Below are 12855 nucleotides of genomic sequence, written 5' to 3' on the forward strand. Positions count from 1 at the left end.
GCAGGATTGCAGGAGGTAATGAGGTGCGGAAAAGTACCGGTTTTATCGCCAACATCGATATTTGCAAAGAGTATGACGCGCGCTACGCCGCCGACGAGGTGCACTACGAAACCTTCGCCGGGCTGGCGGCGTTCTTCGGCCGCGACATGCAGGTGCACTGGCACGACTGCTTCTTCCAGGTGCATTTTCTGGAGACCGGCAAGATAGAGCTGCAGCTCGACGATCAGCACTATTCGGTGCAGGCGCCGCTGTTCATCCTCACGCCGCCGTCGGTGCCGCATGCGTTCTTCACCGAACCGGACAGCGACGGCCACGTGTTGACGGTGCGTCAGGAGCTGATTTGGCCGCTGCTGGAGCGCCTGTATCCCGGCAGCAATCTGGCGCTGGACATGCCGGGCATCTGCCTGTCGCTGGCCGATGCGCCGCAGGAGCTGACGGCGCTCAGCCATTATTGGGCGCTGATCCGCCGCGAGTTCGCGCAGAACCTGGCCGGGCGCGAACAGACGCTGGCGCTGTTGGCGCAGGCGGTGTTCACGTTGCTGCTGCGCAACACCGCGCTGGAAGACAGCGCCAACAGCGGCGTGCGCGGCGAACTGCAGCTGTTTCAACGCTTCAACAAGATGGTGGACGAGCGTTTCCGCGAGCATCTGCCGGTGCCGGAGTATGCGCAGGCGTTGGGCGTGACCGAATCGCGGCTCAACGACCTGTGTCGGCGCTTCGCCAACCGGCCGCCCAAGCGGCTGATCTTCGATCGATTGCTGCGCGAGGCCAAGCGCATGCTGCTGTTCAGCGCCTGCACGGTGCATGAAACCGCCTACAGCCTCGGCTTCAAGGATCCGGCCTATTTCGCCCGTTTTTTCAATCGGCTGGAAGGCTGTTCCCCTTCAACCTACCGCGCGGCGCAACACGCCCTTTCGTAACCGCGATCACAGTTTGCCGCGAAAGCGGCAAACTGACCTGAAAAGTACCGGCGATTGCCGCAAAAGTCTCTTCTCGAAACCGGCTTTGGCAGCTTCAATTAAGCAACCAAAAGAAAACATTATTTTAACAAATGGCCGGCTCCACGGCCTGAAAAATGCCGATTACGAGGAAGACCCGATGAAACCAGAAGACTTTCGTGCCGACAGCAAGCGTCCGTTCACCGGCGCCGAGTACCTGAAAAGTTTGCAGGACAGCCGCGAAATCTACATTTACGGCGAACGCGTAAAAGACGTCACCACCCACCCGGCGTTCCGCAATGCGGCGGCCTCGGTCGGCCAGCTGTACGACGCGCTGCACGATCCGGCCAGCCAGGATCGCCTGTGCTGGAATACCGACACCGGCAACGGCGGTTACACCCACAAGTTCTTCCGCTATGCCCGCAGCCCGGAAGAGATGCGCCAGCAGCGTGACGCCATCGCCGACTGGTCGCGCCAAAGTTACGGCTGGATGGGGCGCACGCCGGATTATAAGGCGGCCTTCGGCTGCGCGCTGGGCGCTTATCCGGAGTTCTACGGCCAGTTCGCCGACAACGCGCGCCACTGGTACAAACGCATTCAGGAAACCGGGCTCTATTTCAACCACGCCATCGTCAACCCGCCGATCGACCGCCACAAGCCGGTCAACGAGGTGAAGGACGTCTACATTCAGGTGGAGAAAGAGACCGACGCCGGCATCATCGTCAGCGGCGCCAAAGTGGTGGCCACCAACTCGGCGTTGACCCACTACAACTTCATCGGCTTCGGTTCGGCGCAGGTGATGGGCGATAACCCGGACTTCGCGCTGATGTTCGTGGCGCCGATGGACGCCGAAGGGGTGAAGCTGATTTCGCGCGCCTCCTACGAGCTGGTGGCCGGCGCCACCGGATCGCCGTTCGACTACCCGCTCACCAGCCGCTTCGATGAGAACGACGCGATCTTGATCATGGATCATGTGCTGATCCCGTGGGAAAACGTGCTGATCTACCGCGATTTCGATCGCTGCCGCCGCTGGAGCACCCAGGGCGGTTTCGCCCGGCTGTTCCCGCTGCAGGCCTGCGTGCGCCTGGCGGTGAAGATGGACTTTATCACCGCGCTGCTGCAAAAGAGCCTCTCGTGTACCGGCGTGCTGGAGTTCCGCGGCGTGCAGGCCGATCTGGGCGAAGTGGTGGCCTGGCGCAACCTGTTCTGGTCGCTGAGCGACGCGATGTGTGCCGAAGCCACAAAATGGGAAAACGGCGCCTACCTGCCGGATTCCGCCGCGCTGCAGACCTACCGCGTGATGGCGCCGATGGCCTACACCAAGGTGAAACACATCATCGAGAAGAACGTCACCAGCGGCCTGATCTACCTGCCGTCCAGCGTGCGCGACATGAACAACCCGGAGATCGACAAGTACCTGGCGCGCTACGTGCGTGGATCGGACGGCATGGATCACGTCGAACGCATCAAGATCCTCAAGCTGATGTGGGATGCGATCGGCAGCGAGTTCGGCGGGCGCCACGAGCTGTATGAGATCAACTACGCCGGCAGCCAGGATGAGATCCGCCTGCAGTGCCTGCGCCACGCGCAGGGATCCGGCAACATGGATCGCATGATGCAGATGGTCGACAAGTGCCTGGCCGATTACGATCAGCACGGCTGGAAGGTGCCGCACCTGCGGAACAATGACGATATTAATCAGTTGGATAATCTGCTGAAGTAATTCAGGGGGAGGTTGTATGTCTCAGGAAAATGAACAGCGCCTGCGCTTTCGCGACGCCATGGCCAGCCTGTCGGCGGCGGTGAATATCGTCACCACCGACGGCCCGGCGGGGCGCTGCGGCATCACCGCCACGGCGGTGTGCTCGGTAACCGATACGCCGCCGACGCTGCTGGTGTGCATCAACCGCAACAGCGCGATGAACCCGGTGTTTCAGGAAAACCGCAGGCTGTGCGTCAACGTGCTCAACCACGAGCAGGAACTGATGGCGCGCCACTTCGCCGGCATGACCGGCGTCAGCATGGAAGATCGTTTCCGGCTGGAAGAGTGGCAGCTCGGCGCGCTGGGGCAGCCGGTGCTGCGCAATACCCTGGCCAGCCTGGAAGGGGAGATCGAGCAGATCCAGAGCATCGGCACCCACCAGATGTACCTGGTGCAGATCAAGCAGATCGCGCTGAGCGAAGCCGGCAACGGCCTGATCTACTTCAAGCGCAACTTCCATTCGGTGATCCATCAGATGGCGGTGCCGGCCTGACGCCTGGGGGCGCAGCCAGCTGCGCCCCCCCATCTCAACTCTTGTTGGCCGCCAGATCGCTCACCAGGCGGTTGACCGGATCGCTCATGTTGGTGAACTTGCTCAGCTCCGAACGGGTCACCACCACGAACACCCCGACGTTTTTCGCCGGGATCATCGCCATGTAGGTGATGAATCCGCCGCCGCCGCCGGTCTTCTGAATGATGCCCGGCAGCCCGTCCTTCGGCGCCATATACACCCAGCCCAATCCCAATGCATCCGCTTGTCCCGGCACGTCCATGCCCTTCAGCGACACCAGATCGTGGCGCTGGAAGTACATGGTTTGCTCGCTGGCGGCGGTGGCTTTGCGCGGGCCGCTGGCGCTGGAGGAGAGGAACTGCTGCATCCAGCGCTGCATGTCGCGCGGGGTGGAGTAGACGCCGCCGCTGCCGGCCGCGGCGGTGGTGTCGCGACAGGCGCTTGGGCCGGCCGCCGCCACCATCAGGCGCGAGCATTGTTCAGGGCTCGGCGTCAGCGTGGTGTCGACCATGCCGAGCGGTGCGGTGATTTTCTCTTTCAGCAGCGCGTTGTATGGCTTGCCCGCGGCGCGCGACAGCGCGTCGGCCAGCAGATCATACGCCAGGTTGGAATACGCGGCGTGCACGCCCGGCGGCGTCGTGATGTTGGCATGCGCCAGCCACTGCCAGCGCTGGGCCTTGGTCGGCCAGGTGAACACCGGCGTTTTCGGCGGCTTCTTGCCCGGCTGCTCGCGCGGCAGCGCGCTGGTGTGGGTCGCCAGGTTCAATAAGGTGATCGGCTGGCCGGCGTTGTAAGCCGGCACATAGGCGCCCTTGGGGGCATATTTGCGCAGCGGGTCGGTCAGCTTGACCTGGCCTTCCGCCGCCATCTTCACCATCACTTCGCTGGTCATCAGCTTGGTGATCGAGGCGATGCGGATCAGCGAATCCGGGCGCGGGCGCAGGTTGTTGCCGGGCTTGGTGTCGCCAAAGCTGCGGTTAACCACTTGATTGCCGTCGATCACCACCAGCGCCATGCCGGTGGCGCCGCTGTTGTAGAAAATATGTTCGGCATACTGGTCGACGATTTGCGAAGCCAGCTGCGGGGGCGCGGCCTGCACGGCCAGCGGCGCGGCGCACAGGCCCAGCGCCAGCAATAAAGCGGAGACAGAGTTCTTCAACGGTCGTTATCCATTTAACAATGCAGCGGGAAAGGGCGTTATTCGTCGCCCAGTGTAATGCCCCGAGGCCCCTGCTGCATGTAGAAAAAAGAGCGGTGGCGATAAAAATTTTTAACCGCCGCGGCCTATTGCGCGCGGGCGAAAATGGCGATCACTTCGTCCAGGTGCGCCTTCATCGCCTTGCGGGCGCCGCGCACGTCGCGCGCTTCAATTGCCGCCAGGATCGCCCGGTGTTCCAGCTCGGAACGGTGCGGCATGTCGTCCGGCGTATAGTGGCGCTGCAGCACGCGGAACATGCTGCCGTAACGGTGGCCGAGCAGGTGCCCGATGATGAACGCATAGGCCGGGTTGCCGCTGGCCTGGGCGATGCGGATGTGGAACAGCCGATCGCCGGGGTGGGTGGCGGAGCCGGCCCGGTTATCGCGGCAGTTCTGCTCATAGGCGGCGCGGATGCCCGCCAGCTCTTCGTCGGTGGCGTGGCGCGCGGCCAGCGCGGCGGTCTCCGGTTCGATCAACAGGCGGGTTTGCAGCAGTGAAAACGGCGGCAGCTCGGCGTTGAAATCCAGCTCGATATTCAGTTCGTCGTCGATTTCCGCCCACTGGTTGCGGCCGGCCTGGGCCATGACCGGTTCTTGCGACGCCGGCGGCGGCGTTTGCGAACGCACGATCACCCCGTTGCCCACCTTGACGTCCACCAGGCCAATCACTTCCAACGCGATCAGCGCCTCGCGCACCGACGCGCGGCTGACCTGCAACTGCTGGGCAAGATCGCGCTCCGAGGGCAGGCGGCTGCCCGGCGGAAATTCGTTGTTCTCGATAAGACGTTTGAGCTGGTCAGCTATCTGTCTGTAAATCCTTGGGTTTTCCAGTCGGGTAATCGGCATTTTTGACCTTTGACGATTCGGCGTTCAGTGATTTGGCGCACAATTATGCGACAAGGCGCTTGAGTAATCGTTATTCAAGTGTAAAAAAATGGTTAATTGAAATGCAGTTTCAAGGCTGTTTTATTAACTTCTTCCCCCAACGATAACGCGTAAAGCGTCTTTTGTCATGTTAGAGGCCTGACCTTTAACCGCCTTTAGTGGCCTGACCATTAGACCTTTAGGCCGAGGAGTCAAGATGGATTTAACCGGGAAACGCGTACTGATCACTGCCGCCGGGCAAGGGATCGGATTCACCACCGCCAGGCTGTTCGCCGCCGCCGGCGCCGACGTGATCGCCAGCGACATCAACCTCGAGCGCCTGCAGGACTGCGCCGGGATCCGCGCGCTGGCGCTGAACGTCACCGATCCGGCCGCCATTGCGGCGGCGGCGGAAGCGATCGGCCCGATCGACGTGTTGTTCAACTGCGCCGGTGTGGTGCACAGCGGATCGATCCTCGATTGCAGCGAGGATCAGTGGGCGTTCGCGCTCGATCTCAACGTGACCGCAATGTTCCGCATGATCCGCGCCTTCCTGCCGGGCATGTTGGCGCGCGGTAAAGGTTCGATCATCAACATGTCTTCGGTGGCCTCGAGCGTGAAAGGGGTGCCGAACCGCTTCGCCTACGGCGCCAGCAAGGCGGCGGTGATTGGCCTGACGCGCTCGGTGGCGGCGGATTACGTCACCCAGGGCATCCGCTGCAACGCCATTTGCCCCGGCACGGTGGAATCGCCGTCGCTGCGTCAGCGCATCGCCGAGCAGGCGCGCGAGCAGGGGCGTAGCGAGCAAGAGGTGTATCAGGCGTTCGTCGCCCGCCAGCCGATCGGGCGTATCGGCACCACCGAGGAAATTGCCCAGTTGGCGCTGTATCTGGCCTCCGACGCCAGTTCGTACACCACCGGCACGGTGCAGATCATCGACGGCGGCTGGAGCAACTGAGCCGCCATTTTTGAGAGAGGAACGCATGAAACTTTTACGTTATGGGGAACCCGGGCAAGAGCGCCCCGGCATGTTGGATGCGCAGGGCCGCCTGCGCGATCTGTCGCAGCATATCGCCGACGTGGGCGGCGCCGCGTTATCGCCGGCGTCGCTCGCCAAACTGCGCGCGCTGGACAGCGCCGCGTTGCCGCTGGTCGAGGGGCAGCCGCGCCTCGGCGCCTGCGTCGGCGGCATCGGCAAGTTCATCTGCATCGGCCTGAACTACGCCGATCACGCGGCGGAAACCGGCGCGGCCATTCCTGAAGAACCGGTGGTGTTCAACAAATGGACCAGCGCGGTGGTCGGCCCCTACGACCGGGTGGAGATCCCGCGCGGCTCGCAGAAAACAGATTGGGAAGTGGAGTTGGGCGTGGTGATCGGCCTGGGCGGGCGCTACATCAGCGAAGCGGACGCGATGCGCCACGTCGCCGGTTATTGCGTGATCAACGACGTCTCCGAACGCGAATATCAAATTGAGCGCGGCGGCACCTGGGACAAGGGCAAAGGCTGCGACACCTTCGGGCCGATCGGCCCCTGGCTGGTGACCGCCGACGAGATCGCCGATCCGCACAGCCTGAACCTGTGGCTGGAGGTGGACGGCAAGCGCTATCAGGACGGCAACACCAGCACCATGATCTTCCGCATTCCGCAAATCGTCAGCTACCTCAGCCGCTTTATGAGCCTGCAGCCGGGCGACGTGATTTCCACCGGCACGCCGCCGGGCGTCGGCATGGGGCAGAAACCGCAGCCCATCTACCTGCGGGCGGGCCAGACGATGCGTCTGGGCATTGAAGGGCTGGGCGAACAGCGCCAGCAAACCGTACAGGCTTAACCGGGAGCGCCGCCATGACCACCATTACCGCACTGCGGGTTGAAGACATTCGTTTCCCCACGTCGCTGGGGCTGGACGGATCCGACGCCATGAATCCGGATCCCGACTATTCCGCCGCCTACGTGATCCTGGAGACCGATCGTGCGGATCTCAGCGGCCACGGGCTGACGTTCACCATCGGCCGCGGCAACGAGATCTGCTGCGCGGCGATCCGCGCGTTGGAGCATCAGATCGTCGGTGAGCGGCTGGAGACGATCGCCGCTGACATGGGCGCCTTCTGGCGGCGCTTCACCAGCGACAGCCAGCTGCGCTGGATCGGGCCGGACAAAGGCGCTATTCACCTGGCGACCGGCGCGGTGGTCAACGCGGTGTGGGATCTGTGGGCCAAATCGGTCGGCAAGCCGGTGTGGCGGCTGGTGGCGGAGATGACGCCGGAGGAGCTGGTGCGCTGCATCGACTTCCGTTACATCACCGACTGCATCACGCCGCAGGAAGCGCTGGCGCTGCTGAAACAGCGTGCCGAGGGCAAAGAACGCCGCCTGGAACGGCTGCTGCAGGAGGGGTATCCCTGTTACACCACCTCCGCCGGCTGGCTGGGCTACCCGGACGACAAGCTGCGCCGCCTGTGCCAGGAAGCGGTCGACGCCGGTTTCTCCTACCTGAAGCTGAAGGTCGGGCGCGATCTGGAAGACGACATCCGCCGGGTGCGCATCGCCCGCGAGGTGATCGGCCCGGATCGCCGGCTGATGATCGACGCCAACCAGGTATGGGAGGTGGACGAGGCCATTCCGTGGGTGAAGCACCTGGCGTTCGCCAAACCCTGGTTTATCGAAGAGCCGACCAGCCCGGACGACGTGGAAGGGCATCGCCGCATCCGCGAAGGGGTGGCGCCGGTCAAGGTGGCCACCGGTGAGATGTGCCAGAACCGCATCATGTTCAAGCAGTTCATCATGCGTGGCGCGGTGGACGTGGTGCAGATCGACGCCTGCCGCCTCGGCGGCGTCAACGAAGTGCTGGCGGTGATGCTGATGGCGGCCAAATACCAGCTGCCGGTCTGCCCGCACGCCGGCGGCGTCGGGCTGTGCGAGTACGTGCAGCACCTGTCGATGATCGACTACCTGTGCATTGCCGGCACCCACGAAGGCCGGGTGATCGAGTACGTCGATCATTTGCATGAGCACTTTGTCGAGCCCTGCGTGATCAACGGCGCGGCCTACATGCCGCCGAGCCGTCCCGGTTACTCGATCGAGATGCATCCGTCGTCGATCGAGCAGTATCGGTTCCGCGGGTGAGGCGGGAGGATCGCATGCCGCGCATCGACGCTCACCAGCACTACTGGCGCTACCACCCGCAGCATTACCCGTGGATCGACGAGCGGATGCGCGTGCTGCGACAGGATTTCGATCCGCCCCGGCTGCGGCCGCTGTTGCAGGAACACGGCTTCGACGGCGCACTGGCGGTGCAGGCGCGCCCCAGCGAGGACGAGACGCTGGCCCTGCTGGCGCTGGCTGAGCAGAGCGAGGGCGTATGCGGCGTGGTGGGCTGGTTGGATATCGCCGCGCCGCAGCTGGCGCAGCGTCTGGAGGCTTGGCGGCCTTACAGCGCGCTGCGCGGGGTGCGTCATCAGGTGCAGGACGAAGCGGATCCGGCGGCCTGGCTGGCGCGGCCGGAGGTGGATCGCGGCATGCAAACGCTGCAGCGCGCCGGGTATGTGTACGAGATCCTGGTGACGCACCGGCATTTGGCGGCCGCGGCGGCGTTTGCCGGCCGCCACGACCAACACTGGCTGGTGCTGGATCACTTCGGCAAGCCGGACATCGCGCGCGGCGCGCGGCACTGGGCGCAGCAAATCCGGCCGTTGGCGGCGCTGCCGCACGTGGCCTGCAAGCTCTCGGGGCTGAGCACCGAGGCGCCGGGTGGCCGGTGGCGGGCGGAGGAACTGCTGCCGTTCTTCGACGCCGCGCTGGAGGCGTTCGGTCCGCAGCGGCTGATGTTCGGCTCCGACTGGCCGGTGTGCCTGCTGGCCGGCGACTACCGCCAGGTGGTGCAACTGTGCGAACGGGCGCTGTCGACGCTGGGGGCTGCCGAGCAGGCGGCGATTTGGGGCGATACCGCCCGGCGAATTTACGGGTTAACGGAGTCTGGTTATGGATCTGTATCTGCAAGATAAGGTGGTGCTGGTCACCGGCGGCGGTGCCGGCATCGGCGCGGCGATTGCTCATGTGCTGGCTGAAGAGGGGGCGATCCCGGTGCTGGTCACCAACGCCGCGCCGGAGGCGGCGTTGCTGGCCGATTTGCAGCGGCTGCAGCCGCGCACCGGGGTGATCCTCACCGAATTGTGCGACGAGGCGGCCTGCCGCCGGGCGGTCAGCCAGACGCTGGCGACCTTCGGCCGCATTGACGGGCTGGTGAACAACGCCGGGGTCAACGACGGCGTCGGGCTGGAGGCGGGGCGTGAAGCGTTCGTCGGCTCGCTGGAAAAGAACCTGGTGCACTACTACCTGATGGCGCACCTGTGCCAGGCAGCGCTGCGGGAGAGCCGGGGCGTCATCGTCAACATCGCCTCCAAGACCGCGCTCAGCGGCCAGGGCGGCACCAGCGGCTACACCGCCGCCAAGGGCGCGGTGCTGGCGCTGACGCGCGAATGGGCGGTGTCGCTGCGCCATGACGGGGTGCGGGTGAACGCGGTGGTGCCGGCGGAGGTGATCACCCCGCAGTACCAGCGCTGGCTCAACACCTTCGCCGACCCGCAGCGGCAGATGGAGAAGATCACCGCGCGCATTCCGCTCGGGCAGCGCATGACCACGCCGCAGGAGATCGCCGATACCGTGGCGTTTCTGCTGTCGTCGCGGTCATCACACACCACCGGACAGTGGCTGTCGGTGGACGGCGGCTACCTGCATCTCGATCGGGCGCTGACGTGAGCGGCGCGGCGGCAGGGCGGCGCCGTTTCTGCCAGGCGCTCGATCTGATTGACTCACCGGCGCTGATTGCGGAGTACCAGCAGCATCATCAGCGCATTTGGCCGGGCATCGCCGTGCATTTGCGCGAGCACGGCATTCTGGACATGGAGATTTACCGGTTGGGCACCCGGCTGTTCATGATCGTGGAGGTCAGCGCCGATTTCGACGCCGCGCGTTTTGACGCCGCCAGCCTGAACAACCCCGAAGTACAGCGATGGGAAGCGCTGATGTGGCACTACCAGGCCGCCACCCCCTGGACGCCGCAGGGCGAAAAATGGGTGGAAATGGCGCGGATTTTCTCTCTGCAACAGCAATAACGCCAACATCATCATCGCCAGACGATACGAGGGTATCACCATGCTTGCTGAAAAAAGTGCGGCCTCCGCGCAGCCGGGCGTCCCCGTGACCGCCAATCTGCGCTGGGCCTTTATCCTGGTCACCAGCCTGTTCTTCATGTGGGGGCTGTCCTATGGCCTGCTGGACGTATTGAACAAACATTTTCAGGAGACGCTGCACGTCACCAAGGCGCAGTCGGGGCTGCTGCAGGCGGCGTACTTCGGCGCCTATTTCCTGGTGGCGCTGCCCGCCGGTTATTTCATGGATCGCAAGGGCTATAAGGCGGGCATTCTGGTCGGGCTGTGCCTGTACGCACTGGGCGCGCTGCTGTTCGTGCCGGCGGCGTCGGCCAACAGCTTCGGCGTCTTCCTGTTCGCGCTGTTCGTCATCGCCAGCGGCCTGGGCTGCCTGGAAACGGCGGCCAACCCGTACGCCACGGTGCTGGGCGACGCGCAGGGCGCCGAACGGCGGCTCAACCTGGCGCAGTCGTTCAACGGCCTCGGGCAGTTTATCGGCCCGCTGATCGGCGGCACGCTGTTCTTCTCCGCCGGCCAGTCCGTCGGCGGCGGCGATCAGAGCGCGGTGAAGATGACCTATGTGGCGATCGCCGCGCTGGTGCTGCTGATCGCGCTGTTGTTCAGCCGCACCCGGCTGCCGGCGATCCGCGAGGAGGAAAAACCGGTGCATGGCGTGATAGCGCAAGGGTTGTGGCAGCATCCGCATTTCGTCGGCGGGGTTATCACACAGTTCTTCTACGTGGCGGCGCAGGTGGGCGTCGGGGCGTTCTTCATCAACTATGCCACCGAGCACTGGCGCGAGGTGTCTAACCAGAGCGCCTCTTACCTGCTGTCGATCGCCATGATCTGCTTTATGGTCGGGCGCTTCTTCAGCACCTGGCTGATGGGGCGAGTCAAACCGGCGACGCTGCTGGCGGCCTATGCGCTGATCAACATCGCGCTGTGCGGCGTGGTGATGCTGAGCGTCGATGGCGTGTCGGTGGTGGCGCTGATCGCGGTGTTCTTCTTTATGTCGATCATGTTCCCGACCATTTTCGCCCTGGGGGTGAAAAACCTGGGTAAACACACCAAGCGCGCCAGCTCCTTTATGATCATGGCGATCGTCGGCGGCGCCATCATGCCGTACTTTATGGGGGCGCTGGCCGACCGTTACAGCACCGCGCTCTCTTATCTGCTGCCGCTGCTGTGTTTCGCGGTGGTGCTGGTTTACGGCCTGCGGCAGCGCCGCGCCTGATTCAACCCGGCGGCGAATCGGCCTTCGCCGCCGTTGTCAGCGCCTGCGGGCGGGTTCGCATCAGGATCGCCAACGCCAGCAGCAGCACCATGCCGGACAGCACGCCGTTTATCGTCAAGCCTCCGGCATCCACCACCAGTCCGCCCGCCAGTGAACCGCAGGAAATCGCCAGATTAAACAGCGCGATATACAGCGAAGAGGCGACCTCGACCGCGTCGGGGGCCGCCTTGAGCATCCATGCCATCAGCGCAACGGAAACGCCGCCGTAGGCGATGCCCCACAGCAGGAGGAAGGCACTGCCGTTCAGCGGCGCGTGGCCCAGCAGCGGCAGCAGCAGGACGGCGAGCGCCAGCCCGAGGGCGATCAGCGCCAGGGTGCGGCGCAGTCGTTTGGCGGCGGCCTGGCCGGCGATAAAATTCCCGACGAGGCCGGCGATGCCGTAGGCGAACAGCAGCGGCCCCACCCAGCGGCTCTCGATGCCGGAGACCGTCTGCAGCAGCGGACGGACAAAGGTGTAAGCCATAAAGTGACCGGCGACCAGCAGAAACGTCAGCAGCAGCCCGGTCAGCAGCCGGCGATTCGTGCGTTGCGCGGTGAACGACCGCCAGCCGATCGCCTGCGTGACCGGCAGCGGCGGCAGCACGCACACCAGCAGGAGCAGGGGCAGCGCCGCCAGAACGGCGACCGCCAGAAACGCCATGCGCCAGCCCAGCGCTTCGCCGAGGAATACCCCGAGCGGCACCCCGAACACCGAGGCCGCCGCTACGCCGCCGAAGATGATGGACAGCGCCAATCCGACGGAGGCCGGCGGCACCAGGCGTTCCGCCAGCCCGCCGGCGATGGCCCAGATACCGCCGATGCAAAAACCCAGCAGGATGCGCGCAGCGAACAGCAGCGCCAGGGAGGTGGCGGCGGCGGCCAGCAGGTTAGCGGCGATCAGCAGCAGCAGAAAGCCCGCCAGCAGGTTGCGGCGGTCCGTGCGCCGGGCGCCCAGCACCACCAGCGGGGCGAACAGCGCGGCGAACAGGGCCGGCAGGGAAATCAGCAGCCCGGCGCGGCCGATCGATGCGTTCAGGGTGCTGACGATCGGGGTCAGCAGCCCGACGGGCAGCATTTCTGCGGTGACGACGGTAAAGGTGGACAGGCCGACCGCGAAGGTCGCCAGCCACGCTTTTGCGCCGCCGTCGGCGTGTAAGGCACTCAT

The 12855-nt window shown here is 64.6% G+C and carries 13 protein-coding genes; 10 read left to right on the plus strand and 3 right to left on the minus strand.

The window, feature by feature from the left end; genetic code table 11:
* Positions 1-23: 23 nt before the first annotated feature.
* The 3 genes from hpaA to hpaC all read left to right on the plus strand — a co-directional run bounded on the left by hpaA (position 24) and on the right by hpaC (position 3193).
* Entirely contained in the window at positions 24-920 is an 897-nt protein-coding gene (gene hpaA / locus CPH57_RS23650) for a 4-hydroxyphenylacetate catabolism regulatory protein HpaA (protein ID WP_004933161.1), read from the plus strand.
* A 178-nt stretch (positions 921-1098) separates the two neighbouring features.
* Positions 1099-2661: a 4-hydroxyphenylacetate 3-monooxygenase, oxygenase component gene (gene hpaB / locus CPH57_RS23655; RefSeq protein ID WP_019454961.1), complete on the plus strand. Its 1563-nt coding sequence runs from the start codon at positions 1099-1101 to the stop codon at positions 2659-2661.
* Positions 2662-2677: 16 nt separating this feature from the next.
* Positions 2678-3193 carry a 4-hydroxyphenylacetate 3-monooxygenase, reductase component gene (gene hpaC, locus CPH57_RS23660; RefSeq protein ID WP_004933156.1) on the plus strand — a complete coding sequence of 172 codons (516 nt, stop codon included), beginning with the start codon at positions 2678-2680 and terminating at the stop codon, positions 3191-3193.
* A 34-nt stretch (positions 3194-3227) separates the two neighbouring features.
* On the opposite strand, the gene ampH is transcribed toward hpaC, so the two are convergent.
* Complete coding sequence (gene ampH / locus CPH57_RS23665) at positions 3228-4370, minus strand: D-alanyl-D-alanine-carboxypeptidase/endopeptidase AmpH (RefSeq protein ID WP_033651366.1); 1143 nt, start codon at positions 4368-4370, stop codon at positions 3228-3230.
* A gap of 125 nt (positions 4371-4495) precedes the next feature.
* Positions 4496-5254: a FadR/GntR family transcriptional regulator gene (locus tag CPH57_RS23670; RefSeq protein WP_033641770.1), complete on the minus strand. Its 759-nt coding sequence runs from the start codon at positions 5252-5254 to the stop codon at positions 4496-4498.
* Between the two features lie 235 nt (positions 5255-5489).
* On the opposite strand from CPH57_RS23670, the gene CPH57_RS23675 reads away from it, so the two are divergent.
* From CPH57_RS23675 to fucP, 7 genes are read left to right on the plus strand one after another with little or no spacing between them, the layout of a single operon-like run.
* Positions 5490-6230 (plus strand): SDR family oxidoreductase, encoded by a 741-nt coding sequence (locus CPH57_RS23675; RefSeq protein ID WP_047572748.1) that lies wholly within the window; start codon positions 5490-5492, stop codon positions 6228-6230.
* A 25-nt stretch (positions 6231-6255) separates the two neighbouring features.
* Entirely contained in the window at positions 6256-7101 is an 846-nt protein-coding gene (locus CPH57_RS23680; protein WP_060558517.1) for a fumarylacetoacetate hydrolase family protein, read from the plus strand.
* 14 nt (positions 7102-7115) lie between these two features.
* Complete coding sequence (locus tag CPH57_RS23685; RefSeq protein WP_096242791.1) at positions 7116-8393, plus strand: L-fuconate dehydratase; 1278 nt, start codon at positions 7116-7118, stop codon at positions 8391-8393.
* A gap of 14 nt (positions 8394-8407) precedes the next feature.
* The gene (locus tag CPH57_RS23690) at positions 8408-9271 is read left to right on the plus strand and encodes an amidohydrolase (RefSeq protein ID WP_096242792.1); all 864 of its coding nucleotides are present in this window, start codon (positions 8408-8410) and stop codon (positions 9269-9271) included.
* Entirely contained in the window at positions 9249-10025 is a 777-nt protein-coding gene (locus CPH57_RS23695) for an SDR family oxidoreductase (protein ID WP_046688200.1), read from the plus strand. Before CPH57_RS23690 ends, CPH57_RS23695 begins: the two co-directional genes overlap by 23 nt.
* Positions 10022-10381 carry an L-rhamnose mutarotase gene (locus CPH57_RS23700; RefSeq protein ID WP_096242793.1) on the plus strand — a complete coding sequence of 120 codons (360 nt, stop codon included), beginning with the start codon at positions 10022-10024 and terminating at the stop codon, positions 10379-10381. Before CPH57_RS23695 ends, CPH57_RS23700 begins: the two co-directional genes overlap by 4 nt.
* Positions 10382-10421: 40 nt before the next feature.
* Positions 10422-11651: an L-fucose:H+ symporter permease gene (gene fucP / locus CPH57_RS23705; RefSeq protein WP_096242794.1), complete on the plus strand. Its 1230-nt coding sequence runs from the start codon at positions 10422-10424 to the stop codon at positions 11649-11651.
* Between the two features lies 1 nt (position 11652).
* Here the strand turns inward: fucP and CPH57_RS23710 are convergent, their stop codons facing one another.
* Positions 11653-12855: an MFS transporter gene (locus CPH57_RS23710; protein WP_096242795.1), complete on the minus strand. Its 1203-nt coding sequence runs from the start codon at positions 12853-12855 to the stop codon at positions 11653-11655.

The organism is Serratia sp. JKS000199 (assembly GCF_900215455.1).
Taxonomy (GTDB): domain Bacteria; phylum Pseudomonadota; class Gammaproteobacteria; order Enterobacterales; family Enterobacteriaceae; genus Serratia; species Serratia ureilytica.

What these genes read in the sequence shown, in the direction of transcription:
- CPH57_RS23675 (WP_047572748.1), top strand. Translation starts at nt 5,490, where the DNA reads ATGGATTTAACCGGGAAACGCGTACTGATCACTGCCGCCGGGCAAGGG.
- fucP (WP_096242794.1), top strand. Translation starts at nt 10,422, where the DNA reads ATGCTTGCTGAAAAAAGTGCGGCCTCCGCGCAGCCGGGCGTCCCCGTG.
- CPH57_RS23670 (WP_033641770.1), bottom strand. Translation starts at nt 5,254, where the DNA reads ATGCCGATTACCCGACTGGAAAACCCAAGGATTTACAGACAGATAGCT.
- hpaC (WP_004933156.1), top strand. Translation starts at nt 2,678, where the DNA reads ATGTCTCAGGAAAATGAACAGCGCCTGCGCTTTCGCGACGCCATGGCC.
- CPH57_RS23680 (WP_060558517.1), top strand. Translation starts at nt 6,256, where the DNA reads ATGAAACTTTTACGTTATGGGGAACCCGGGCAAGAGCGCCCCGGCATG.
- CPH57_RS23710 (WP_096242795.1), bottom strand. Translation starts at nt 12,855, where the DNA reads ATGAGTGCCTTACACGCCGACGGCGGCGCAAAAGCGTGGCTGGCGACC.
- CPH57_RS23685 (WP_096242791.1), top strand. Translation starts at nt 7,116, where the DNA reads ATGACCACCATTACCGCACTGCGGGTTGAAGACATTCGTTTCCCCACG.
- CPH57_RS23690 (WP_096242792.1), top strand. Translation starts at nt 8,408, where the DNA reads ATGCCGCGCATCGACGCTCACCAGCACTACTGGCGCTACCACCCGCAG.
- hpaB (WP_019454961.1), top strand. Translation starts at nt 1,099, where the DNA reads ATGAAACCAGAAGACTTTCGTGCCGACAGCAAGCGTCCGTTCACCGGC.
- CPH57_RS23695 (WP_046688200.1), top strand. Translation starts at nt 9,249, where the DNA reads ATGGATCTGTATCTGCAAGATAAGGTGGTGCTGGTCACCGGCGGCGGT.